Annotated in this window: 22 protein-coding genes; 14 read left to right on the top strand and 8 right to left on the bottom strand. The window is 67.4% G+C overall.

Going from position 1 to position 23,751, the window contains the following annotated elements; translation table 11 throughout:
• Positions 1 to 56 precede the first annotated feature (56 nt).
• Both AC5RWD_RS18295 and AC5RWD_RS18290 read right to left on the bottom strand, forming a co-directional pair.
• On the bottom strand, positions 57 to 248 hold the full coding sequence (locus AC5RWD_RS18295; protein ID WP_043417572.1) for a YegP family protein: 192 nt from the start codon (positions 246 to 248) through the stop codon (positions 57 to 59).
• A gap of 212 nt (positions 249 to 460) precedes the next feature.
• Positions 461 to 2,284 (bottom strand): bifunctional 3'-5' exonuclease/DNA polymerase, encoded by a 1,824-nt coding sequence (locus AC5RWD_RS18290; protein ID WP_494021368.1) that lies wholly within the window; start codon positions 2,282 to 2,284, stop codon positions 461 to 463.
• A 339-nt stretch (positions 2,285 to 2,623) separates the two neighbouring features.
• On the opposite strand from AC5RWD_RS18290, the gene ssd reads away from it, so the two are divergent.
• The 7 genes from ssd to AC5RWD_RS18255 all read left to right on the top strand — a co-directional run bounded on the left by ssd (position 2,624) and on the right by AC5RWD_RS18255 (position 8,419).
• Positions 2,624 to 3,724: a septum site-determining protein Ssd gene (ssd, locus tag AC5RWD_RS18285; RefSeq protein ID WP_494021400.1), complete on the top strand. Its 1,101-nt coding sequence runs from the start codon at positions 2,624 to 2,626 to the stop codon at positions 3,722 to 3,724.
• A gap of 53 nt (positions 3,725 to 3,777) precedes the next feature.
• On the top strand, positions 3,778 to 5,148 hold the full coding sequence (locus AC5RWD_RS18280; RefSeq protein ID WP_494021367.1) for a TadA family conjugal transfer-associated ATPase: 1,371 nt from the start codon (positions 3,778 to 3,780) through the stop codon (positions 5,146 to 5,148).
• Complete coding sequence (locus tag AC5RWD_RS18275; RefSeq protein WP_494021366.1) at positions 5,145 to 5,948, top strand: hypothetical protein; 804 nt, start codon at positions 5,145 to 5,147, stop codon at positions 5,946 to 5,948. The genes AC5RWD_RS18280 and AC5RWD_RS18275 overlap by 4 nt, the downstream gene beginning before the upstream one ends.
• 103 nt (positions 5,949 to 6,051) lie before the next feature.
• Complete coding sequence (locus AC5RWD_RS18270; protein WP_494021365.1) at positions 6,052 to 6,666, top strand: type II secretion system F family protein; 615 nt, start codon at positions 6,052 to 6,054, stop codon at positions 6,664 to 6,666.
• A 522-nt stretch (positions 6,667 to 7,188) separates the two neighbouring features.
• Positions 7,189 to 7,476, top strand: a complete 288-nt coding sequence (locus AC5RWD_RS18265) for a DUF4244 domain-containing protein (protein WP_494021364.1) — start codon at positions 7,189 to 7,191, stop codon at positions 7,474 to 7,476.
• Positions 7,477 to 7,616: 140 nt separating this feature from the next.
• Complete coding sequence (locus tag AC5RWD_RS18260) at positions 7,617 to 8,024, top strand: TadE family type IV pilus minor pilin (protein WP_494021363.1); 408 nt, start codon at positions 7,617 to 7,619, stop codon at positions 8,022 to 8,024.
• On the top strand, positions 8,021 to 8,419 hold the full coding sequence (locus AC5RWD_RS18255) for an Rv3654c family TadE-like protein (protein WP_494021362.1): 399 nt from the start codon (positions 8,021 to 8,023) through the stop codon (positions 8,417 to 8,419). The genes AC5RWD_RS18260 and AC5RWD_RS18255 overlap by 4 nt, the downstream gene beginning before the upstream one ends.
• A 152-nt stretch (positions 8,420 to 8,571) precedes the next feature.
• Here AC5RWD_RS18255 and AC5RWD_RS18250 read toward each other — a convergent pair whose 3' ends face one another.
• Positions 8,572 to 11,016, bottom strand: coding sequence for a DEAD/DEAH box helicase (locus tag AC5RWD_RS18250; RefSeq protein WP_494021361.1), 2,445 nt, complete (start codon positions 11,014 to 11,016; stop codon positions 8,572 to 8,574).
• 156 nt (positions 11,017 to 11,172) lie between these two features.
• Entirely contained in the window at positions 11,173 to 11,865 is a 693-nt protein-coding gene (locus AC5RWD_RS18245) for a GNAT family N-acetyltransferase (protein ID WP_494021360.1), read from the bottom strand.
• Positions 11,866 to 11,989: 124 nt separating this feature from the next.
• On the opposite strand from AC5RWD_RS18245, the gene trhO reads away from it, so the two are divergent.
• Complete coding sequence (trhO, locus tag AC5RWD_RS18240) at positions 11,990 to 12,886, top strand: oxygen-dependent tRNA uridine(34) hydroxylase TrhO (protein ID WP_494021359.1); 897 nt, start codon at positions 11,990 to 11,992, stop codon at positions 12,884 to 12,886.
• Between the two features lie 82 nt (positions 12,887 to 12,968).
• On the opposite strand, the gene AC5RWD_RS18235 is transcribed toward trhO, so the two are convergent.
• The 3 genes from AC5RWD_RS18235 to AC5RWD_RS18225 form a co-directional block, all read right to left on the bottom strand.
• Entirely contained in the window at positions 12,969 to 13,532 is a 564-nt protein-coding gene (locus AC5RWD_RS18235; protein ID WP_494021358.1) for a DUF6023 family protein, read from the bottom strand.
• Positions 13,533 to 13,660: 128 nt separating this feature from the next.
• Positions 13,661 to 14,104: a DUF6023 family protein gene (locus AC5RWD_RS18230; RefSeq protein WP_494021357.1), complete on the bottom strand. Its 444-nt coding sequence runs from the start codon at positions 14,102 to 14,104 to the stop codon at positions 13,661 to 13,663.
• A 10-nt stretch (positions 14,105 to 14,114) separates the two neighbouring features.
• On the bottom strand, positions 14,115 to 14,717 hold the full coding sequence (locus AC5RWD_RS18225) for a hypothetical protein (RefSeq protein ID WP_494021356.1): 603 nt from the start codon (positions 14,715 to 14,717) through the stop codon (positions 14,115 to 14,117).
• 140 nt (positions 14,718 to 14,857) lie between these two features.
• Here AC5RWD_RS18225 and AC5RWD_RS18220 point away from each other — a divergent pair, with 140 nt between their 5' ends.
• Positions 14,858 to 16,477 (top strand): DUF7059 domain-containing protein, encoded by a 1,620-nt coding sequence (locus AC5RWD_RS18220; RefSeq protein WP_494021355.1) that lies wholly within the window; start codon positions 14,858 to 14,860, stop codon positions 16,475 to 16,477.
• An 87-nt stretch (positions 16,478 to 16,564) separates the two neighbouring features.
• Here the strand turns inward: AC5RWD_RS18220 and AC5RWD_RS18215 are convergent, their stop codons facing one another.
• Entirely contained in the window at positions 16,565 to 16,879 is a 315-nt protein-coding gene (locus AC5RWD_RS18215) for a hypothetical protein (RefSeq protein ID WP_494021354.1), read from the bottom strand.
• 185 nt (positions 16,880 to 17,064) lie between these two features.
• On the opposite strand from AC5RWD_RS18215, the gene AC5RWD_RS18210 reads away from it, so the two are divergent.
• The 5 genes from AC5RWD_RS18210 (at position 17,065) to proC (ending at position 23,607) form a co-directional block, all read left to right on the top strand.
• Positions 17,065 to 17,766, top strand: a complete 702-nt coding sequence (locus tag AC5RWD_RS18210; RefSeq protein ID WP_494021353.1) for an ArsR/SmtB family transcription factor — start codon at positions 17,065 to 17,067, stop codon at positions 17,764 to 17,766.
• Positions 17,767 to 17,941: 175 nt separating this feature from the next.
• Positions 17,942 to 20,665: a type I DNA topoisomerase gene (gene topA / locus AC5RWD_RS18205; RefSeq protein WP_494021352.1), complete on the top strand. Its 2,724-nt coding sequence runs from the start codon at positions 17,942 to 17,944 to the stop codon at positions 20,663 to 20,665.
• 96 nt (positions 20,666 to 20,761) lie between these two features.
• On the top strand, positions 20,762 to 21,211 hold the full coding sequence (locus AC5RWD_RS18200; protein WP_494021351.1) for an SseB family protein: 450 nt from the start codon (positions 20,762 to 20,764) through the stop codon (positions 21,209 to 21,211).
• 84 nt (positions 21,212 to 21,295) lie between these two features.
• On the top strand, positions 21,296 to 22,288 hold the full coding sequence (locus tag AC5RWD_RS18195) for a Ppx/GppA phosphatase family protein (RefSeq protein ID WP_494021350.1): 993 nt from the start codon (positions 21,296 to 21,298) through the stop codon (positions 22,286 to 22,288).
• A 485-nt stretch (positions 22,289 to 22,773) separates the two neighbouring features.
• A complete protein-coding gene (gene proC, locus AC5RWD_RS18190; protein WP_494021349.1) occupies positions 22,774 to 23,607 on the top strand; it encodes a pyrroline-5-carboxylate reductase in 834 nt (277 codons plus the stop codon).
• Positions 23,608 to 23,751: the final 144 nt, after the last annotated feature.

Raw genomic sequence — 23,751 nt, 5'->3', positions numbered from 1 at the left:
CTGCCGGCTGGCTGGCCGTCCCGCGGCCGGTGGTTCGGCCGGCTATCCCGGCAGGGTCAGTGCTGCGATTTCCGCAGATCCACCACCAGGCCGGTGGCGGCGTTTTCGCGCAATGCGTTGATGCCCGCCACTACTCCCGAGACGCTCTTAAACCGTGGCGACTCTGCCACGATGTTGCCGTCCCCATCCATGAGCCGGAACTTGTAGGACTGATCGCTATCCTGGTGAACTTCAAACTTGCCCGCCATTGGCGTGGAAACCCCCTGCTGATGCTTCGTCGCATGTGCCGGGCCAACTCATTGCCACTGCCCGGCCACCATCGAGCTTAGTGGCCCACGCCACATGATGCGAACTACCCGCCGGTACATTACTCAGTACAACCGCTTATTCCGTGAGCGGCGGATGTGACTTTTGTTTCCTGTGGGGAGGGACTATTGTCCGGCCCCATTGGGGGGCCGGATTACTTTGCGTTGTCGTAGGAATCGACGACGGCAACGCTCACCGGGAACTCGACCGGAATGGGGCCAAACAGCAGCTCCTTGGCTGCGTTGGCGGCTTCCTCGATGGCGCGGATGCAGGCGTCCACCGCGGAATCTGGGGCGTGGACCATGACCTCGTCGTGCAGGAAAAACACAAGTTCCCCGGATGCTGAACCTTCGGCACGCATGGTCCGCAGCCGCCGTCGTAATTCCGCCAGCCAGCAGGCGGCCCAGTCTGCCGCTGAACCCTGGACGACGAAGTTGCGGGTGAACCGTCCCCGGGAACGGGCGACGGCGTCGGCGCGGCGCTGCTCCTCCGCGGAGGTGGACCGCTGGCTGAGGAACCACCGTTCCGACGGCGGCGGGCTGCTGCGTCCCAGGCGCGAGGTGACGGTCCTGCCGGCTTCGCCGTCGCGGGCAGCGCGCTCGACGAAGCCCACGGCACGCGGGTAGGTCCGGGCCAGCTGCGGCATCAGGCGGCCCGCCTCGCCGGAAGTGGCGCCATACATGGCCCCCAGCAGGGCCATCTTTGCCTTGCTGCGGTCGCCGCCGAATCCCTTGGCGGCGATTCCCGCGTAGAGGTCCTGGTCCCGGGCTGCCTCGGCCATGGTCGAGTCCTGCGCGAGGGCGGCCAGGACACGGGGCTCCAGCTGGGATGCGTCCGCCACGATGAGCTTGTGCCCCGGGTCTGCATGCACGGCGCCGCGGATCTGGCGGGGGATCTGCAAAGCCCCGCCTCCGCGTGATGCCCAGCGGCCGGACACCACTCCGCCCACCACGTATTCGGGCCGGAACCTGCCGTCCCGCACCCAGGCGTCCAGCCACGTCCAACCGTTGGCGGTGTGCAGCCGCGACAGCTTCTTATAGTTCAGCAGGGGTGCGATGGCCGGATGGCTGGATCCCTTCAGTTCCCACTGCCGTGTGGACTTCACCTCGATCCCGTTGCGGTGCAGGGCGCGCATCAGCTCCTGTGGCGAGTCCGGGTTCAGTGCCGGCGCATTCAGCAGGCCCCGCAGTTCTGTGTTGAGGGCCTCGAGTTTGGCCGGGCGGTGCCCCAGCGGAGGGCGCGGTCCCAGATGCTCGGCCAGGATGTGCTCGTGCAGCTCCTCGCGCCAGGGCACGCCGGCATGCTGCATTTCCGCCGCCACCAAGGCGCTGGCCGACTCGGCGGCGAGGAGCAGCTGGAGCCGCTGCCGCCGGTTGCCGTGCCCTGCGGCTGCTGCTCCAACGGGTTCCCCGGCTCCCGCGGCTGCTTCTCCGGTGGCTCCCGCTGCGGCGGCTGCGAGGGCATCCTGCTGGGCAGCATATTCGGCACGCAGTTCGGCCAGGGTCTGCCGCGGTTCGGTGGCCGCGCCCGGGTCGTCGAAGAGCGCCCCCTGGTCCGCGGGCGGAGGAGGCGGCTGAAGCAGCCGCGGCGGCTGCAGGTCGTCGTCCTGCGTGAATTTCTCGGCGTTCCGGGCGTAGGGGGTGTGTGCTGTGAATTCGGAGTGGGCCAGGATGGCGCCGCACAGGGAAAGGTCGTAGCAGCGCTCCACGTCGACACCCGCCGCCAGCAGTGACGGGTACCAGTCCTGGGTGCGGTGCCAGATCCACCGCGGGCGCCGCCTCTCTAGGTCGCGGACGACGGCGGCGAGCCCGGTTCCGTCGTCGGGCTCGGTTTGGGGACTGGCGGCAGCCCCGGGGCGCGTAGCCGGCGGGGCAGGGCTGACGATCAAGGGTTCCGGATTGTCGGGATGGGGGAGGCCTGCCGCCGTGAGTTCCTGTATGGCTGCGCCGTCGGGGTGGGCGGCGAGCAGCAGATACATGTGTCCAATTCTGCCCTGCCGCCGTGCCGTTCGGTATCGCGGTCCTCTTCTTCCGCGCCACGTGATTGTCTGCGGCCTTGCGTCTGCCGAAGCGTCGTGTTTGCAAAGCCTTTGTGTCTGCGGAGCCTTGCCGCTCCTGTCCTCCACAAGGCGCCCAGCGGCCAGTTTTCCACATACAGCCATTCGACCCAGACGCCTGGCCGTTCCGTTGGGCACAGTTGCTGCATGAGCAGGCACCACGCCCGGAACCGGCGACTTCCATCAGACCCGGACAGCGCGCTGCCGGACAGTCCGCTGCCGAATGCTGCCGTGCCTGATGAACGGCGCAGGCCAGCTCCGGTGGGGCTGTCGCCCGGTTCTGAACCCGGAACCTGGCTCCCTGCTGACGGAGGCGACGTCCTGCTCGTCACGGGCTTCGAGTTCCTGAGGAGCGAAGTGGAACGGATTGTCGCGGCCGCCGGGGGACGGCTCCGGGTGGTGGACGATATTGCGGAGGCCGCGCCATTCTGGGATTCCGCCGCCGACGTTCTCGTCGGCAGCGATGTGCGTGAACTGCCGCCCCGGCGCCGCGCGCCGGCGGTACTGGTCGGCCTGAACGGGGAAGGGGATACGCTCTGGCACCTGGGCGCTGCCTTGGGTGCACAACGCGTCGCCGTCCTTCCCGACGCCGCCGCCTGGCTGGCCGAGTACCTTAACCGGTCCCGCTCACCCGAGGCCGGAGGCTTGGTGCTCGGTGTCACCGGCGGCTGCGGAGGTGCGGGTGCCACCACAGCGGCGGCATGGCTTGCGCAGGCAGCCGCTGAACTCGGTGCACGGGTCCTGCTCGTGGACGCCGATCCCTGGGGCGGCGGGCTCGAACTGGCTCTGGCCGCCGAGGAATCCCCGGGGCTCCGCTGGCCGGATTTGGCCGACGCCAGTGGCAGCATTGACCCGCAGCAGCTCGCGGACGCCTTGCCCGTCGCCGGCGGGTTCTCGTTTCTGTCGTGGCCCGGAAGCAGGGAACGGCCACCCCTCGTGGACCCGGTCACCGTGGGAGGCGTGCTCGACGCCGCGCGGCGGGGCTATGAGGTGGTGATCGTCGATATCGGCCGCACCGCCGAGCCGCTGCGCACATTCGCATGGGATTGCGACCGCCTGTTGGTTGTCGTGCCCACCCAGTTGAAGGCTGCAGTCGCAGCCGCGCGGCTGTTGCAGGAACTTCCGCCCGTCGAATCCGCCCTGGTCATCAGGGGAAAGGCCGGGGTTGCGCTGGATGCCGCGCTGGTGGTCGAATCCGTGGGGCTCCCCCTGCACGGCGTGATGCCCGAGGTGCGGGGCACGGCCTCAGCCACCGAGCTTGGCCGCCTGCTCAACCAAGGCAGGCGCAAGAGCGTGCGGCGTTTCGCTTCATCGGTGCTGGGTCTGCTCGCCGGCGATCTGCAGGCCGGGGACCTCCGGTGAGTGCTCAGTCGGGAGGGGCCTCAGCCGGTGCCGGTATCCGTTCTGCGTCTGGTTTGCCTGGCACACCGGCTGCCCGTGCGGCCCTGGCCGAGACGGCAGGGCGGCGGCGTGCGGCCCGAGTCCTGGACGCAGGGCTCCTTGAGACAGTCCGCGAGTCGGTCATGGCCGAAGCCGGGCCGGTTACCCCGTCCAGGGTGGCGGCCGCGGTGCAGGCCACCGGGAAACTGCTGGGCACAGCGGGTTCCCTCGCCGCCGCTGAGCGCATCAGCGCTGAGCTCAACGGCCTGGGGCCGCTACAGCACCTGGTCCGGGATCCGTTGGTGACGGACATCTTCGTGAATGCCCCGGACTCCGTCTGGCTGGACAGGGGCCGCGGCATCGAACGGACATCCGTGACCTTCGCGGGGGAGGCACAGCTCAGGGCACTTGCCGCCAGGCTGGTGGCATCAGGCGGTAGGCGGCTGGATGACGGATCGCCTTGCGTGGATGTGCGGTTGGAGGGTGGTTACCGGGTCCATGCCGTCCTGCCGCCCATCTCGTCGGCGGGCACGCTGCTCAGCATCAGGATCCGGCGGGAACAGGTCTTCACCATGGACGAGCTCCGGGCCGGCGGCATGTTCGGGCCACTGGTCCAATGCGTTCTGGAGCGCATGGTGGAGCAGCGGCTGAGTTTCCTGGTCAGCGGGGCCACCGGCTCGGGAAAGACCACCCTACTGTCCACTTTGCTGGGGCTTTGCCATCCGGGGGAGCGGCTGGTCCTGATCGAGGACGCCTCGGAGCTGAACCCCGTACACCCGCATGTGGTTTCGCTGGAATCACGGCACGGAAACCTTGAGGGAGGCGGCACAGTGGACCTCGGGGAACTCGTCCGCCAGGCCCTGAGGATGCGGCCGGACCGGCTGATTGTGGGGGAGTGCCGGGGTTCCGAGGTGCGCGAACTCCTGACAGCCATGAACACCGGCCACACGGGAGGCGGCGGAACCATCCACGCCAACGCCGCCGGCGCGGTTCCGGCCCGTCTCACCGCTCTCGGAGCCCTCGCCGGCCTTGGGCAGGAGGCGGTCCGCCTCCAGGTTGCCAGCGCCCTTGATGTGGTGGTGCATGTGGCACGGTCGAGGCACGGACGCTACGTCGCGTGCATCGGCATCCTGACAGAGCGGCCCGCTGGCCTCGACGTCGTTGTGGCCCTGGACATTTCAACCGGCAGTCCGGTGCCCGGGCCTGCGTGGGCTGCCCTCGCCGAGCGCCTGGCCCTCGATCCCGACGTGGCACTGGAGGCAGGCCCCGTCCCCACTGCGGGCCTGGCCGGGTCAGCAGCATGCGGTTCAGAGCTGGCCCAGTCCGGCGGGAGAGCCGTGTCAGCCGCACGGCACGGTTCGGGGAACACGGATGAAAAACGCGGGGCCCGCAGGGCAGCAGCATGACCGCGGCCCTTGTCGGTGCCCTGCTGCTTGCCGCGTGGCTGATACTGAGACCGACGCGGGGGCCGGTTCGGCGCGCACGCATTGCCCTCGGCGTCAGCGGTTTGGCCGGTGGACGTGTTCGCCGGAACAGCCGGTGCGCCACGACGGACCGCGGCAGGTTTGGCCTCGCCGGTGGCCGCCGCCGGGAGGCCTTCGTATCCCTGACAGTTGTGGTTCAGCAACTGGCTGCCCTGTTGAAGGGCGGGCGGTCCCCTTCCCGGCTGTGGGACGAACTGTGGCAGCTCTACGTGGAGCAGGCCTCCGCAGATGATGACCCCCGCCGGCAACGGCTCAGCCCCGGATCGGCGGCTGTCCTGTCAGCCGCCCGTGGAGCGGCCCTGCGGGGAGCGCCGGTAGCCGAGGCTATGCGGTTGGCCTGTTCATCCCCGCGTTTGGGAGCGGGCGGCCGTGAGCCGCGAATCTGGGCCGAGCTGGCAGCCTGCTTCGAGATCGCTGCAGCGAGCGGCTGTCCGCTGGCCGATGTCCTGACGCGCTTTGCGGCCCAGCTTGAGGTTGAAGACGACGCCGAAGCAGCCAGGCAGACGGCGCTCGCCGGCCCAAAGGCAACGGTCGCGCTGCTGACCTGGCTTCCCCTGCTGGGACTGGGACTGGGTGTCTGCCTCGGCGTGGACCCGCTGGCAGTGTTGCTGGGCACACCGATCGGGGTGGCGGCGCTCGTCGCCGGCATAGGACTGACCGCTGCCGGCCGCATCTGGTCCGCAAGGCTCGTGCGGGCAGCGGGCAGCGCGGCTGCGCCATGAGTGCGCGCCGGCCGGGTTGCCCCGGCATGAAGGCCTGTCGGCAGGGTTGCCCCGGCGTGGGGGCCTGCCGGCAGGGCCGCATATGCACGACCGGATCAGGCCAATGAGCGGGTCGGTTTTTGCTGCCGTCCTCATCTCCCTGGCGCTTGCGGCCGCCGCAGGCCTTGTCTTTGGCGGAACCGCTCAGGCGAGATCAGGGCTCCTGCGCCGGAGCCGCCTGGCAGCGGGCAGCGGCGCGGATGGAAACGACGACCCCTCTCAGGGCCGCTCCGGGCAGTCACCGGGATTGCGGGATACTGCCATGATGCTGGAGCTGATTGCCGCCATGCTCCATGCAGGTGCGGGTATCGGACGAGCGCTGGAGCTGGTGGCGTCCGTGGCCTCACCCGAACATGGTCGTGCCCTGCGGCCCGTTGTGGGCGCCTTGTCCATTGGTGCCGACTGGGAGACGGCCTGGCGGAGCTCGGACGTACGCTCACCGGAAATATTGGCCCTCCGGGACGCTTTGGGTTTCGCCGCGCTGACCGGTGCGCCTTCGTCGTCCATCCTTTATGCCCAGGCCGCCAGAATGAGGCGGGAACGCTTCCGGGCCGCGGAGAAGCGCGCGGCTTCCCTCGGGGTCAAACTGGTGGTTCCGTTGGGGCTTTGTTCACTGCCCGCCTTCATATGCCTGGGGGTCGTTCCAGTGCTGCTTGCCCTGATTCCTTCGGGCAGTTGATTTTCTCGAACCGCTGAGATCCACAAACAGTTGAGTCGCTCCGGACAGCTGAGCCTTGGTGACCCGGGTGCCTGCACCGCATTCTCCTGCGCCGCAGGTTCGTGGGTTGGCACCTCGTTTCCTGAAGCCTGCCCCTTTCTCGTGTGTCCGTTTCCCTCACGTGTGTATCCCGGACCGTCTCCGGCACGTGCGTTTCCCGCATTGTCCGTTTCCCCCACGCGTGTTTCCCGCACGTCCTTTTCCGGTCGCAGGACCTGGCGGGCTGGCACCTTTTCCCCCCGCCAAGACCGGTCCCCACCGCAAGCTCTTCGCACCGCCATGCCTTTGCAGCTGGCACTTTTTCAGGGCGCATGTGCGCAGCCACGCCGGCGCGACCGCTGCGGATACACCGGCACTTTCCCTCCACAAGCGGCCGGTCGGTCTGCTTTTCCACTTAGGCATGTTCAGGCCTTACCGGTCCGGACGGCGGACGGGAGAGTCGAATGCACCGGCAGTTCGCCGGAACTCCAGAAAGGAAGATTCATGTCGCTGAACCAACACCGTCCGGGCGAAGCCGCCCGGCCCCTGCGCCAGGACTTCGAAGAAGCCGACGTGCGGGAGATCTACCCCGGCGCCAGCATGGCGCCACGGGTGAAACCCCGGTCACGCAGGCGTCTCATGGGGACGGAAGCCGGCATGGCGACCGCCGAATACGCCATCGCCACGCTGGCGGCGGTGGGCTTCGCCGGGCTCCTGGTGTTCATCCTTCGCAGCGACGAAGTCCGTGGCTTCCTGCTCAACCTGATTCGTACGGCGCTGGCCCTGCCGTGAAACCCGCTCCGCGGACCCTTACGGCGGCCGGACTTGAGTCCTGCCGGCAGCACGGGAACTCATCCGGACGCAAGGCCGGCAGCCGGGGTCAGGGGAAGGCCCGCGGCGCCGGGAACCACCACGGAAACAGCCGCGGCGCAGTGACCGCGGAAATTGCGGTGGCTCTTCCGGCGGTCCTGATGCTTCTGGCGATGCTGCTGGCGGGGTCTGCGGCGGGAATCACCCAGCTGCGGCTGGAGGATGCGGCCCGGGCTGGCGCCAGGGCACTCGCGAGGGGTGAAGACCCCGCCGCCGTCAGCGGTATCGTCCGGAAGCTGGCGGGCCCCTCAGCCTCGTCGGCGGTGGTGCCCGGCGGCGAATGGATGAGTGTCACAGTGTCGGACCGGGCCGCGGGACCGCTGGGCCGCATGGTGCCGTGGACGCTGACAGCCAGGGCAGAAGCACGCAGCGAAACGGCATCATCGGCGCCGCTTTCGGAAACGGACCCCCCGGCGCAAGCGGCACTGGCAGGGGATCGAGACACCATGACCGCCGGGAGGCCACTGTGAGCCGGCAGCGTCAACGTCTCCACGGCCAGCGCAGAAGTGCGTGGTCCGGAGATGAATCCGAACGCGGATCGGGCACTGTGCTGGCCGTGGGGCTGGGCATGGTGGTTGTCATGGTCATGTCGCTGCTCCTGTTGCTGGCGCAGGCGTCGGCTGGGGCGTCGAGGGCCGCTGCATCCGCCGACCTCGCTGCTCTGGCCGCCGCTGATGCGCTCCGTGGTGTTTCAGCCGGGGAGCCTTGCGTTGTGGCCGCCGCTGTGGCCGCCCGCCACAAGGCAACGCTCGTCAGCTGCACCGCGGGAGGCGACCAGTCCGTCGAAGTCAGCACTGAGTTGTCCGCTGGGCCGCTCCTGGGCGTCGCCACCGGCCGCGCCAGGGCGGGCCCGCCGCCGCCCTAGACCCGGCGGGGGCTCCTCAAGGTTCATGGAAGGGCGGAGCTCCAAAAGAGCACGGAACTCCAAAAGGCCACACGGTTAGTAGGCAGCTGAGCTTCACTGTTCGGGGACCGGTTCCTCGCCCGCCCCGGCGTCATCAGGTCGGCGCTTGCACCCTAAACTGCGTTCGGTGCCGGTGCCGGTGCCGGTGCCGGTGCCGGTGCCGGTGCCGGTGCCGGTGCCGGTGCGACCGCCGTGGAATCCTGTGGCGCCGGCGCGTCCGGCGCATCCCTCAGCAGGACATCTATCAGCGTGACCGCCGCGTCCTTGTCCAACGGGTTGTTCTTGTTGCCGCATTTCGGCGACTGGACACAGGAGGGGCATCCGGATTCGCACTCGCAGGCCTCGATCGCGTCTCGCGTGGCTGAGAGCCACACCTTGGCTTTCTCGAAGCCCCGCTCGGCAAAACCGGCACCGCCTGGGTGCCCGTCGTACACGAAAATCGTCGGCACGCCGGTGTCGGCATGGATTGCGGTTGAGACCCCGCCGATGTCCCAGCGGTCGCTCGAGGCAACAAGCGGCAGCAGTCCGATGGCGGCGTGCTCTGCCGCGTGGAGGGCGCCGGGGAACTGGGCTTCGATGAGTCCGGCGCCTGTGAGTGACCGGTTTTCCACCACAAACCACACGGCCTTTGTAAACAGGTCCCGGGCTCCCAGATCGAGCGGTTCCTCACCCAGGACTTCATTGGAAATCAGGGCCTTCCGCTGAAAAGAGACGACTTGAGTAGTGACCTTGACGTCGCCGAAGTGGACAGCGACATCGCCCCACTGCGCAGTCCGCTGCGTCTCGAGGACCTCGATCTGCGTGACGTCCCGGGCTGTGGTGTAGTAGTCGGGGTTGGCCCGGCGTACCACCACGCAGTGGTCGTCCTCGTTCAGATCCTCCACCACGTAACTGTCACCCTGGTGGACATACACTGCCCCGGTATGGGCCTGATAGTGCGTCTGCGGCGAACCCATGGTTCCCAGCAGCGAGCCGGTGTCGGCATCCACAATGCTGACTGGTCCGCCGCCGTCGGCCCGCAAGTTCACCATGGCGGCCGCGCTCTGCGGGTGTGTCCAGAACCAGCCGGCAGGGCGCCGCCGCAGGTACCCCTGTGTCACCAGCTGCCCCAGGAGTTTCTCTGCAGTGGCTCCGAACAGCGGCAGCTCGGCCACGCCAAGCGGCAGCTCGGCGGCAGCTGCACAGAGGTGCGGGCCAAGCACATAGGGATTGGACGGATCAAAGACCGTGGCCTCGACGGACACGTCGAAGATGGCCTCCGGATGATTGACCAGGTACGTGTCCAGGGGATCGTCGCTGGCCACGAAGGCGGCGATGGCGTCCTGTCCGGCGCGGCCCGCGCGGCCGATCTGCTGGAAGAGGGACGCCCGGGTGCCGGGCCAGCCAGCCACCAGCACCGCGTCGAGCCCAGAGATGTCGATCCCCAGTTCAAGGGCCGAAGTGCTGGATATGCCAAGCAACTGGCCGGTCCGCAGTGCCCTTTCCAGAGCACGGCGTTCCTCCGGGAGGTATCCTGAACGGTAGGCCGCCACGCGTTGCGGCAGGCTGGGGTCGACTTCGTCAAGAAGCCGTTTGGTGATGGAAGAGATGGTTTCGGCGCCACGCCTGGACTTGATGAACGCGATGGTCCGGACCCGTGACGAGACAAGGTTCGCGAGAAGGTCGGCGGTCTCGGCCACCGCCGTCCTGCGTTCCTTGGCGCCGTTTTCACCGCGCACCTCGCTGAGCGCCGGTTCCCAGAATGCCACTGTCGTGGATCCGTGCGGCGAGGAGTCTTCCGAGACTCCTTGGACCGCGGCGCCAATGAGCCGGCCAAAGGACTTCTCTGGCTCGGAAGCGGTGGCGGACGCAGCAATGAAGACCGGTCCGGCACTGTTGCCATCGGCCGCGTAGTAGGCGCAGATGCGCCGCAGCCGGCGCATCAAGTTGGCCACGTGGGAGCCGAAAACGCCGCGGTAGCTGTGGGCCTCGTCCACGATCACGTAGCGCAGGCGCCGGAAGAACCCGGCCCACCAGGCGTGGTTGGGCAGGATGCCGAAGTGCAGCATGTCGGGGTTGGCCAGAATGAAGTTCGCGTGGTCGCGGATCCAGCGGCGGGAGGCCTGATCGGTGTCGCCGTCGTAGGTTTCGGCCCGGACGGTTGGCAGGTTCAGGGACCTAATGGCTGCGAGCTGGTCTGCCGCCAGCGCCTTGGTGGGCGACAGGTACAGCGTCACGGCGCCGTCGTCGTGGATTTTTCCGGGGTCCGCCATGACGCGGAGCTCTGACCGGTGAATCGCGTCGAGCGCCGGCAACTGGTAGGCCAGGGATTTTCCGGATGCCGTGCCGGTGGCGATCACCACGTGACTGCCGCCGTGGGCGATGGCTGCTGCCTTGATCTGGTGCTGGTAGGGCTGGTGGATGCCGAGTTTGCCGTAGGCCGCGACCAGATCCGGGTGGGCCCAGTCCGGCCATGGTTCGTGCACGGCGGCGCGCGCTGGAATAGTCCGCACATGCCGGAGCTGCTCCGGGTCCGGGCCGCGGCCCAGCAACGGAATCAGCGAGTCATGGGGGTTCACCCCAACATTCTTTCATCCGGGCAAAAATCGCCGGCACAGAACAACTGAACGGCGACAGAATAGCGAACGGCACAGAACACCTGAACGGCACAGAACAGCGAACGGCACAGAACAGCTGACCGGCTACGGAACCCGGGAGGAGGAAGGCCGGAAGGGTCAGACCACGGAGAGGTCGGAGCCCTCGTCGGAGGCGGAGAGCATCAGCACGTGACACACCGAGGACCAGCCCAGATGCGAGTACAGCTTCTGTCCGTCGAGGGAGGCCAGCAGAAGTCCGTCCTCCACATCGTGGGAGAACGCCTGCGCCGCCAGCGCCTTCATGATGAAGCTACCCAGGCCCCGGCGCTGGAAGGAGGGTTCGGTGACGATCTTGTCGAACACCGCGGTGCCGTTAATGACCACCACGCGGCCGCTCACCGCCAGGGTGTCGCCCGAGCGCACTTCGGCGAAGTGGACACCGTCGGACTCCCACGTTTTCAGGGACAGGTCGTCGTCCGAGAGCCACGGGTCCTCGGAGTCCTGGGTTTCCATGTCCACGACCATCATGGTCTGGGTCGCTGACGTGGCGTTGAGGTTGTGTTGCTCAGCCAAGAGCTTGTAGCGGCCCACATCATTGGTCAGGATTGTCAGGACGCGTTTGGGGGCCTCGGCAGTCTTTGCCGCCAGGTCAGCGAATTCCGCGTCCGTCGGATCGGAGGCGAAGTATTCCCAGTCCCCGGTCGTGTCCGCACGCAAGGCTGCGGGGAACCGTCCCTCGGTGCGCGTCTCATAGCCCCGGCAGGCAGCCCAGCCGGCTACCCAGACTTCAAGCAGATGAGTGATGTCTCCAACCATGGCTTCTGGCGTCATGTGATGAGAGTATTCCAGCGCTGTCATAAGCAACAGGGCTTTGGGGCTTGCTTATGCAATTGTGATAGGAGGCTGTTCCCCGGCACGAATCCGTCCCCGGCGGCCACCAAGTACCCTTAAATACGTGGCTTTGAACCGAATCGTACTCTTTTACGGCTTTACCCCCATCGCAGACCCGGACGCTGTCCGGCTCTGGCAGCGAGCTCTATGCGAAAAGCTCGGCCTGACCGGGCGGATCCTCATCTCCAGGGACGGCATCAACGCCACCGTCGGCGGGGAGATCGGGGCCGTGAAGCAGTACGTGAAAACCACCCGTGAATACAAGGGCTTCCATGGCGTCGACGTCAAATGGTCCGATGGGGGCGCCGAGGACTTCCCCCGCCTGAGCGTCAAGGTCCGCGACGAGATCGTTTCGTTCGGTGCGCCCGGTGAGCTGAAGGTAGACGAGAAAGGCGTTGTGGGAGGCGGCACCCATCTCAAGCCCGAGGAACTCCACGACCTCGTCGACGCGAAGAAGGCCAGCGGCCAGGACGTCGTGTTCTTTGACGGCCGCAACGCGTTTGAAGCACAGATCGGCAAGTTCAGGGACGCCGTTGTCCCTGACGTCGCCACCACCCACGACTTCATCACCGAACTCGACTCCGGCAAGTACGACCATCTGAAGGACCAGCCGGTCGTCACCTACTGCACCGGAGGCATCCGCTGCGAGGTGCTGTCCAGCCTCATGGTGAACCGCGGCTTCAAAGAGGTGTACCAGCTGGACGGCGGCATCGTGCGCTACGGGGAAAAGTTCAAGGACCAGGGCCTCTGGGAAGGGTCCCTCTACGTTTTCGACAAGCGCATGCACCTCGAGTTCAGTGAGGACGCCAAGACCATCGGCCAGTGCGTCCGGTGCGAGGCGCCCACGAACAAGTTCGAGAACTGCTCGAACCCCAGCTGCCGCACGCTCACGCTGTATTGCGCGGCGTGCGCGGCCGATCCCGAAACCCTGCGCTGCCCTGACGGCTGCGCCGCCGCCTGAGCAGGAGCCTTAGCGGCTGCCGGCTGAACAGAAGGAACGGCTGCCCCCGCAGTCCAGGCCTGGCGGCGTGTTGGCCGCAGCGTCAGATCCGGCTGATCCGGTAGGCGAAGTTGGCGTCCGACCGTGCCTCCACCGTCACCTTAAGCACGGAGTCCTCGGACAGGTGCACCACGTTGGCGCGCGATGTGCCGCACCGGAGGCTCAGGTCCACGAGGGCGAACTCTGCGTCGCGGACTGTGAACGAGACCCGCCGCTCGCTCCGGCACGCGAGGGTGAGGGAGTACGTGCCGTCCGGCAGCTGCCTGGTGGATTCTGTCTTGCTTCGGCCCCTGGCAACGCTGCCGTAGCTTGTGTGGAAGACCTGTCCCTCGGCGTCGGGCAGGACGTCCTTCGCCCACTCCGTGAGCTCGTGACCCGACACCGGCTCGTTCTCCAGCGGATCGCGCGGCAGCACGGGATCCGTCACCACAGGGGCAGCAGCCGGAAGCTCGCCCCGCCCGTCGTCGTAGCTGTATTCGCAGCCGCCCAGAACGGCTGCCGCCAGCACAAAGAAGGGCACGGCGGCGGCTGCCGGCGCCCGCAGCCAAAGCGTGCGCTGCGCGCGCCCCAGGAAAAAATGCGCGGAGGCGATCCGCACCATGGGCATACCCCGACTTTAAGCCTGCCGGTGGCACCGGTACAGATGGCAATCCGTCGGGAAAAAATTCCCCGGCCGGCCCGGAGCCGCGAGATCCGGGAGCCTTCGCCGCCCTTGTGGCCCGTTTTGGCGCGCCGTTAAGGCGCCGGAACCAGGTGGTAGGCGTACAGGAGCGGTGCGTCCACGCTGGAGGCGCTGATCTCCATCGGCCCGGCCTTCGATACGGTGATCGCCGCGGTTTCGCGGCTGCCGTTGCATGCCGCTCCGGCTTCCGTCAGTTCCTTGCCGGCGAGCGTCACGGCGAAGAAGGCCTTGCCGCCGCCGTCGCAGGTAATAGTCAGTGTGTAGTCACCCGCCGGGACGCTGGCCGCCGCCTGGATGGTCCTGTCCCGGCTGAGGATCTTGCCGGAGTCCTCCAGCACTGCTCGGCCGTCGGAGGGCAGCGCGGTGGCCCGCCACTGCGGAACATCGGCATTTTCGATCGACACTACGGGGGAGCAGGCAGTAGCCGCCAGCAGCATGACGGCGGACGCCGCCGCCCCGCCGAAGGCACGGGAAATCAAGGGACAACGTTCAGCCATGACTTCAAACTTACCTGTTTGAGGTGCCGCCGGGTTCCGTCCCCCTGCTCCCGCTCCGCAGCGTGGCCACAAAAGAGACAAGTCTGTCCGCCTCAGCCAGCGCCTTGGCCATGCCTGCGGAGGTCGCCAGCACCCGCTCGCCCCGGGACTTCAGGGTCACGGGAATGGTCCGTGCCGCGGCGTCGGGCGGCACGGCCGTTCCCTGCTGCGTGGCCCGCGGTGCCGCAGCTTCATGATGTGGGGCCCGAGATTCCGTGGGCTGCGGTTTCGGGGCCTCCCGCCGGGCGCTCTCCTCGGACAGGGTCAGGGCATCGATCTTGGCGCCTCCGATCTTGTCCAGCATCTCGTAGTCCTCGTCGGTGCACAGATCGCTGGCCGCCAGGTGCTTCAGCGCAACCAGGCCAACAATGGCCCTGCTGAAGTCCCGGTCCATGGCAAGGTCGATGGCCCATTGCGTCCGCTGCCACCACTGGTCCCGCCGGTCCGCCTCGCGGCGCTGTGCGAGTGTGCGCCACGCGATCCAGGCAGCAATGACGGCGGCAAGCAGCGGTGCGAAGGCCGCCGCGTACCGCAGCCAATCGGGATCGGCCACCACCGCCTGGGTTCCGAGCATGGCCCCACTGTAGCTTCAGGCAGGGACAATAATCAGGCATCGGCGGTAACGGGGCCGCACACGCCATGCCGGCGTAGTCCGGATCCGGAGGAGACGGAAAGGACCGGCACGCACGCATGGCCGGGAAATAGACTTGGCCGGTGACCGAACCAACGCACTTCACCGCCGGCAACACTCCCGACGCGCCCCGCAGCGACCTGCCCGACCTCCTGCAGGCCCTGGCCGCGGACCTCCGCGAGGTGGGCTACACCCTGGAGGGGGTCGCGGAACTGCTGGGGGCATCCGCGTACGCGGCCCTGAACCGGGACCAGCTCATCCCTGCATTGATCGCGACGGAAGCAGCAGCCGCCGGCGAGCCGCGCACCGCAGCGTTGGCCGCCGTCGTGCGTTTCTGGCTCTTGGCCGTTCCGCAGGAAGCCGCGGTGCTCGACGGCGCGCTGCCGCGGACCCGCGCCGAAGGCCTGGCGGCGCTTGGGTTGGCGAGGGTCACGGGGACCGGCGTTGCCGCCGAAGCGGACCTGCGCCCCTACGGCTGGGACGCGGACGGGAATGGCGGGGTGGAGATCTGGGTGGCCAGCGACCTCGCTGCTCACCAGCGGCCCGGCGTCCTCAGGCACGACCACGTGCTGGGCATCGGGCAGGCATCCACCACCCTTGTCCAGACCGCCATCCGCCGTCAGGTCAAACGGGCATTGGACCTGGGCACCGGCTGCGGCATTCAGACCTTCCATCTTTTACAGCACTGCGGCCACGTCACCGCCACGGACATCTCGGAGCGCGCCCTCGCGTTCACACGCTTCAACCTCCTGCTCAATGCCGAGGCCCTGGCCATTGATCCGGCGCGGCCTGCAGAGCGGGTGAGCCTGAGGCTCGGGTCGCTCCTCGAGCCTGTTGCCGGCGAGGCTTTTGACCTCGTCGTGTCCAACCCGCCGTTCGTCATCACGCCGCGCACCGCGGGTGAGGCCGCGGCCAGCCAGTTCACGTACCGCGACGGCGGCCTGCCGGGGGACGACATCGTGGCCTCGCTCATCCGCACCCTGCCTGATGTGCTCGTCCCCGGCGGAACGGCCCAGCTTTTGGGCAACTGGGAGATCCCGGAGGGCTCGGCGTGGGATGAGCGGCCGCAAAGCTGGGCCGGTCCGGACACGGACGCGTGGTTCATCCAGCGCGAACAGGTGGGGCCGGAACAGTACGCCGAGACCTGGCTGCAGGATGCCTCGGAAACCCGTGACCGCCGGCGCTACCAGGAGGCCTATGCCGCGTACCTGGCGGACTTCGCGTCGCGGAATGTCGGCGGGATCGGCTTTGGCATGGTCTTCCTGCGCCGGCCGGCCGGTGGGCGGCGGATCCGCCGGTTTGAGGAGATCACCTATCCGATTGAACAGCCGGTGGGGCCGCATCTCGGGGCAGCGGTGGAACGCGCCGACTGGCTGGCGGCCCACGACATCTCCGCCGCCCACCTGCTCGTGGCCGAGGACGTCACCGAGGAGCGCCACCAGCGCCCCGGCGCCGAACACCCCGGCGTCATCCTGCTGCGCCAGGGGGCCGGCCTCCGCCGCACCAACCTGCTGAGCACCGAACTGGCGGGCTTTGTCTCCGCGTGCGACGGCGACCTGACCGCCGGACAGATTATTGGCGCCCTTGAGGCGCTGCTGGGCGGGACGGAGGGGTTCGACGGCGATGCTTTCCGCAGCGGCCTGCTCACCGAAGTGGCCAATCTGGTCCGGGACGGATTCCTGCTGCCTGCGGATCCGGACTGACCCGCCCGACGCGAAGCGCGAACGGACACTTCCGGCCCCGGCGGGGGTGCTCAAGTGTACGTTCGCTTTGGGAACGCGGAGGTGCTGTCAGTTGGCTGCGGCCCGGTCCATCCCGGGGGCTGGGACGTCCATGGTGAAGCCGCACATGCAGCGGTAGGTCACAGCATCGGCAGCACTAACGGCCTTTACGGAGCGGATCAGGCGCTGGCCGTCCACCCTGATGGCCATCTCCAGGGAAAACTCCTGATCCAGGCGCTTCATCGGCCGCCGGCAGTGCTGCGGGGCACCGGTTGCCCCCAGCAGCGAGCCAGAGATGGCGGTGCCGCTATCCGGGTTTCCACCCGTCCAGTGGCCGGCAGTCTGGGCTGCCGGGGTCAAAGCGTCTTCGTCGAGGGTAATCATGGTCATCCTTTGGGCTTCTCACGGGACCGCCAACGCTGGCGGCCCCGCCGCGAACTGCTTGCGGGAGGTCTGTTTACGGAAGTAAGCAAAGCATGCTTACTATTTCCTAGGCAAGCCGGCTGCCCGGCACCGGGGATATCAAACACTCCTTTCAGAAGTTCATCCGTGCTGCGTAGACTGATGAAGTGAGCACTGATACGCCGTCGCCGGAACCAGCGGAAACCCCGCCGGCGGCAGCCGCCGCGAAGCCGCCGGAAGCCGGGGCGCGGCGCAGGAACCGGCCGGAAAAGAAGGTGGAAATCACCGATCCCAAGGCGATCCGGGCCCTGGCCCACGCCGCTCGGCTGGAGGTCATTTCCGAGCTGTACTCCACACAGTCCAGCCGCACGGCCACGGAACTGGCCCAGCAGACAGGACTCACCCCCAGCGCGATGAGCTACCACCTGCGGGCGCTGCAGAAATGGGGCATCGTGGTTCCGGCCGAGGCGTCGGCCGACGCCCGGGAACGCCGGTGGAAGGCGGCGGGCACTGATTTTGCAATCAACTCGGGCGGGGCAGTGGCCGGCCCGGACTTTGCGGTGATCGACCTCGAATTGGATGCGTTCCGCCGCCGCGCCAGCGCCTACGCCCGTGCCCGGGAAGAACAGCGGCAAAGCGGTGAGTCCGGGGAGCCGCCGCCGGCGGTGCTGCTCGCCAGCAACCTTCTTTACCTCACTCCCGAGCAGCGCGGAGAGCTGACCGAAAGGGTGTTTGAGCTGCTCCGGAACTATGAGCTGGACGATCCCAACCACATCCCGCCGGGTGCCGAGCGGATCGCCACCATGTGGTCCATGATTCCGGACGACCGCACCCTGCCGGGGGCATCCGGCGGCCACGGCGGCACCTGACGGGTGCGGGGGGACCGGCCTATGCTGCCCCGCCGGGACCCGGCCGGGCGGCCGGCGGTTCCGGCCGTGATGGGGGCCACCGTTTTCCACATGACAGCGCAGAATTCTGCAAAATATGGTGAACTAGGCCAATATGGGCTGATCTGCCCGAGCAACCTTTTTCTGTAGGAGCACTGTGCCAAGCAAGGCCAAAACCGGCAAGAAACTCGTGATTGTGGAGTCTCCGGCCAAGAGCAAGACCATCGCCAAGTACCTGGGCGAGGGCTTCATTGTTGAGGCCTCCATCGGTCACATCCGCGACCTGCCGCAGCCGTCCGAGCTCCCCGCGGACCTGAAGAAGACCTCCCTCGGCAAGTTCGCCGTCGACGTCGAAAACGACTTCAAGCCCTACTACGTGGTCTCCCCGGACAAGAAGAAAAAGGTGGCCGAGCTCAAGGCCCAGCTCAAAGACGCCGACGCGCTCTACCTCGCAACCGATGGGGACCGCGAGGGCGAAGCCATCGCGTGGCACCTCCTGGAGGTCCTGAAGCCGAAGGTCCCCGTCTACCGGATGACCTTCGGTGAGATCACCAAGGAAGCCATCCACCGGGCCATGGACAACCTGCGCGACGTCGACGCCGCCCTGGTTGACGCGCAGGAAACCCGCCGCATCCTGGACCGCCTCTACGGCTACGAGATCTCCCCGGTGCTGTGGCGCAAGGTGGCGCGCGGACTGTCCGCCGGCCGTGTGCAGTCCGTGGTCACGCGCATGGTGGTGGACCGCGAACGGGAGCGCATGGCGTTCAGGTCCGCGTCCTACTGGGACCTGACCGGGCAGTTCGGTGCCGATGCCGGCTCCTTCAAAGCCAAGCTCGCCGCCGTTGACGGTGCCAAGGTGGCCACCGGCCGGGACTTTAACGACGACGGCGAACTCACCTCGCGCAATGTTGCGCACCTCAACGAGGAACTCGCCACCTCGCTGGCCGCTGCCCTGCAGGACGCCGATTTCCGCGTCCGCTCGGTGGACACCAAGCCGTACACGCGCCGCCCCGCAGCGCCCTTCACCACCTCCACGCTGCAGCAGGAGGCCGGCCGCAAGCTGCGGTTCTCGTCCAAGAGCACCATGCAGATCGCCCAGCGGCTGTACGAGAACGGCTACATCACTTATATGCGTACGGACTCCTCGGCGCTGAGCGACGAGGCCGTCACGGCCGCGCGCCGCCAGGCTGCAGAGCTGTACGGCCCCGAGTACGTTCCGCAGTCGCCCCGCGTCTACACCAGCAAAGCAGCCAACGCGCAGGAGGCCCACGAGGCCATCCGTCCCGCGGGCGACTCTTTCCGCACCCCGGCGCAGGTTGCCAAGCAGCTGAGCGGCGACGAGTTCCGGCTGTACGAGCTGATCTGGAAGCGCACCGTCGCCTCGCAGATGGGTGACGCCAAGGGCTCCACGGCCACCATCCGCCTGGGCGCGGTGGCCTCCGACGGCCGCGACGCCGAATTCTCCGCCTCCGGCACGGTCATCACGTTCCCCGGCTTCCTGGCCGCCTATGAAGAGGGCAAGGACGAAAGCCGCGGCGACGACGATTCCGACGAGGCCCGCCGCCTGCCGAACGTCGCAAAGGGTGACGGGCTGACCGCCTCGGAGATCATCGCGGTCGGCCACGAAACCTCGCCGCCGCCGCGCTACACGGAAGCTTCCCTGACTGCCGAGCTGGAAAAGAAGGGCATCGGACGCCCATCCACGTATGCCTCCACCATCTCGACCATCCAGGACCGCGGCTACGTGCGTAAACAGGGCTCAGCGCTGGTGCCGAGCTGGATCGCGTTCTCCGTGGTGCGGCTCCTCGAACAGCACTTCACGGACTACGTGGACTACGAGTTCACGGCCGACATGGAAGGCGACCTGGACAAGATCGCCAACGGCCAGGCTGTGGGCGCGGCCTGGCTCAAGCACTTCTACTACGGTGAAGATGCCGATCCCGGCTTGCTCAGCATCGTGAACAACCTGGGTGAGATCGACGCCCGCGAGATCAACTCCGTGCCCATCGCGGACGGCATCACGCTGCGCGTCGGCAAGTTCGGGCCCTACCTGGAGAGCTCGCTGCCCACGGTGGACCCCAAGACCGGCGAAGTGGTGGAGTCCGCCCGCGCCAACGTCCCGGAGGACCTCGCCCCGGATGAGCTCACCGCCGCGAAGGCTGTGGAGCTCATGGAAACGGCGGCTCCCGAGGAGCGGGTCCTGGGCACCGATCCCCACACCGGCCACACGGTCGTTGCCAAGAACGGCCGGTACGGCGCCTACGTCACCGAGATCATCCCGGAGATGACGGAGGAGCAGCTGGCCAACCTGCCAGTCGAGTACTACAAGAACGGCAAGCCCAAGCCGCCGAAGAAGCCTGTCAAGGCCAAGCCCCGCACCGGCTCGCTGTTCAAGTCGATGACGGTGGAATCCGTGACGCTGGATGAGGCGCTGCAGCTCATGAGCCTGCCGCGGGTCCTCGGCCAGGACACCGAGGGCAACCCGATCACGGTGCAGAACGGTCGCTTCGGTCCGTACCTGAAGAAGGGCACGGACTCACGGTCCATCGGCTCGGAAGAGGAAATCTTCACCATCACGCTGGAGCAGGCGCTGGAAATTTACTCCCAGCCCAAGCAGCGTGGTGCCCGCGCTGCTGTGCCGCCGCTGGCCGAGTTCGGTCCGGACCCCGTGTCGGAGAAGAACATCGTGGTGAAGGAGGGCCGCTTCGGCCCGTACATCACCGATGGCATCACCAACATCACCGTGCCGCGCAGCACCTCGCTGGAGGAGCTGACCCGGGAACAGGCCGTGGAGCTGCTGGCGGAAAAGCGGGCCAAGGGTCCGGTCAAGCGGACCACCACGCGCAAGGCTCCCGCCAAGAAGGCTGCCGCGAAGAAGTAGTGCCCTAGCCGCGGGTGGAGCTTGGGCCCACGGGTCTTAACAAGCTCCCCCGCCGCAAGAATTGCGTCGTGCCCTGCGACGTGATCGAGTAGATGCATGACTGAACAGCCGGAACCCGCAGACACCACGCCGCTGAACGACCTGGAAGAGAAGCTGGCCCGGGGCGGCCAGCCCGACGCCGATCCGGTGGACGTGATCCTGTCGTTCCTCAACAACGAGGTCTACATCATCAGCTCCGACGCGCTCGAGGGCGAGGACTCGCAGGTTGAGCCCCTGGTGCTGGGCAACGCGGACGGCCAGCCGGTCCTCGCCGTGTTCTCGCACCCCAGCCGGGTGGACGCGCAGTACCTGGAGGCCGCTCCCAACGTGCTGGGCACACAGGGCGCGGCGATCATCGCCAACATCGGCGATGAGCTGGGGATGGTCATCAACCCGGGCGCGGCCTACGGCTTCGAGATCAACCCCGAGGGTATCGCCAACATCAAGCGCGACTTCAAGCGCGCCGATGAAGTCGACCCCAACCCCGCGGGCCTCGAAGGCGAGTAACCCCTCGCGGCTCGCCGCAAAACAACGCCCGCAATGTAGGCGGCGGGTTTCGTCCGCTGCGCCGGCGGGGGGAATAATGGCAGGATGCGGCTAGGCGTCCTCGACATCGGTTCAAACACTGTCCACCTCCTGCTGGTGGATGCCCACCCCGGCGCACGGCCGGTGCCGTTCGCCTCGCATAAGCGCCCTCTTTCGCTGGTGCAGTACCTCGACGGGGACGGCAACATCACCGACGCGGGCCAGCACGAGCTCACCGAGTTCGTGCTCGAAGCCTGGGAGTTCGCTGCGCGGCACAAGGCCGACGACCTGCTGGCCTTTTGTACGTCGGCCATTCGTGAGGCCACCAACGGACCTGCGGTGCTGGCCCGGGTGAAGCACGAGACCACCGTGACGCTGCAGGAGCTCACCGGCAGCGAGGAAGCGTCCATGACGTTCTTCGCCGTCCGCCGCTGGTACGGCTGGGGCGCCGGCACCGTCCTGAATTTCGACATCGGCGGCGGTTCCTTCGAAATGGCGCTGGGGCAGGATGAGCTGCCGGAGCTTGCAACCTCGGTACCCCTGGGTGCAAGCCGGCTGACCCGCGACTGGCTGCACGAGGATCCGCCTTCCGCGAAGAGCGTCAAGGAACTGCGCCGCTACATCCGGACCACCCTCAAGCCGGTGGTCCGCAGCTTCAACGAGGTGGGCAGGGCGAATGTCCTGGCAGGCACCTCCAAGACCTTCCGTTCCCTCGCGCGGATCGCCGGGGCAGCCCCCAGCGCCGCGGGCCCGTACGTTAAGCGCGACCTGAACCGCGCGGACCTCGGCATCTGGGCGCAGCGCATCTCCGCCATGAAGTCCGAGGACAGGCTGCACTTGCCGGGCGTCTCCGAGGCGCGTGCCAACCAGCTCCTCGCCGGGGCCCTCGTGGCTGAAGCGGCCCTGGAGCTCTTTGAGTACAAGAAAATCAAGATCTGCCCGTGGGCGCTGCGCGAGGGCCTCATCCTCCGGCGGCTGGACCAGCTGGTTTTCGACGGCCCGCTGGAGCCGGCACCGCACGTTGGGGCTCCCCAGGTCTCTGCCCTGCCGGCCATCTAGGGTCCTGCCTGCCGGCCAGGGGGCATAGCGCTGCCCTGTGGGTTTGGCTTTAATCGGCTTTGAAACGAGTAAGCGCCGGCCGGTTACGCAGAAGAAGCTGGGGGGAACACTTCTGCAACCGACCGGCGCCACGCCCGTCCCGAAGGACCGGCTCCATCACTCGCACCTGTGAGGCGTTTATGACTCTAGCGAGGGAGTATGGGTGTTCTGGGGGATTTACCTGAAAGCCGGCTGGGAATCCGTCGGCAGCCGAGCGCAAGCTTAAAAGGCAAAGGCACCGACGGCCTGCTGCGGAAAAATGGGCAAAACCACTGCAGACCGTCGGTGCCAGACAAGCATCCCCATGCTTGCTTCATCACTCGCACCCTCAATGAGGTAATACCTAAGTTAGGCGCCGAAGGTGTGTGAATCCTCCGACCAACATGTGAGCCACCTGTGAATGGGCACGGTCTGCATCCGGCGCGATGAACTGCAATGATGGAGCAATGAGCAACCGAATCGCATTCCTTGGCTGTGGATCAATGAACGAGGCCATTCTGGGCGGCCTGCTGGAAGGCGGCACCGACCCCATGGAGATCGTGGCCACCGTCCGCCGCGCGGAGCGGGCTGCGGAGCTGGCAGAACGGCACGCCGGCATCACGGCCATCGCCGGCAGCGAAGAACCGGACAACAACAAGCAGGCGGCGAAGGGTGCCGGCATCGTGATTCTCGGCGTGAAGCCCGTGGGCATCGCCGAACTGGCCCGGGAAATCAGCGGATCCCTTTCCCCGGATGCGATCGTCATCAGCGTTGCTGCAGCCGTTTCCATTGCCCAGCTCGAAGCCGCCCTGCCCGCGGGCCAGCCGGTGATCCGGACCATGCCCAACACCCCGGCGAAGCTGGGCCGCGGCGTGGTCTCCGTGTCCGCAGGCACCAGCTGCTCACCCGAGCAGCTCCAGCGGGCCAAAGACATTTTCGGCGCGGTGGGAACCGTCGTCGAAATTCCCGAAGAGCAGGTTGACGCGCTCGGCGCCATCAGCGGTTCCGGTCCGGCCTATGCGTTCTACCTGGCCGAGGCCATGGCCGCCGCCGGCGTCGAACTCGGCCTGGACGAAGAGCTGGCACTCCTGCTGGCACGCGAAACTGTTGCCGGAGCCGGCCTTATGCTGGCGGAACCCGGTGCCGAACCCGCCGCCCTGCGCAAAGCGGTCACGAGCCCCAACGGCACCACCGAACGCGCCATCGCCACGTTCGATGACCGCGGAATGCCGGCCATCATCGCCGCGGGCGCACGCGCCGCAGCGGACCGCGCCGCCGAGATCACCAAGCAGCTCGGCTAACCCCGCCCGGATTGGAGTTTTTGTCCAGATACCGCGGGATAAGGCTGGGCAAAATCAACTGGTCGGTGCAACGCGGGGGGTTATGCCGCTTGTAGCAGCTGGTTGAGCCGGTTGGCTGGGGTCTCGAGGTTGAGGGTTGGCCGG

Source organism: Arthrobacter sp. CMU6, assembly GCF_059090205.1.
This window is presented reverse-complemented; position numbering and strand designations above follow the sequence as displayed.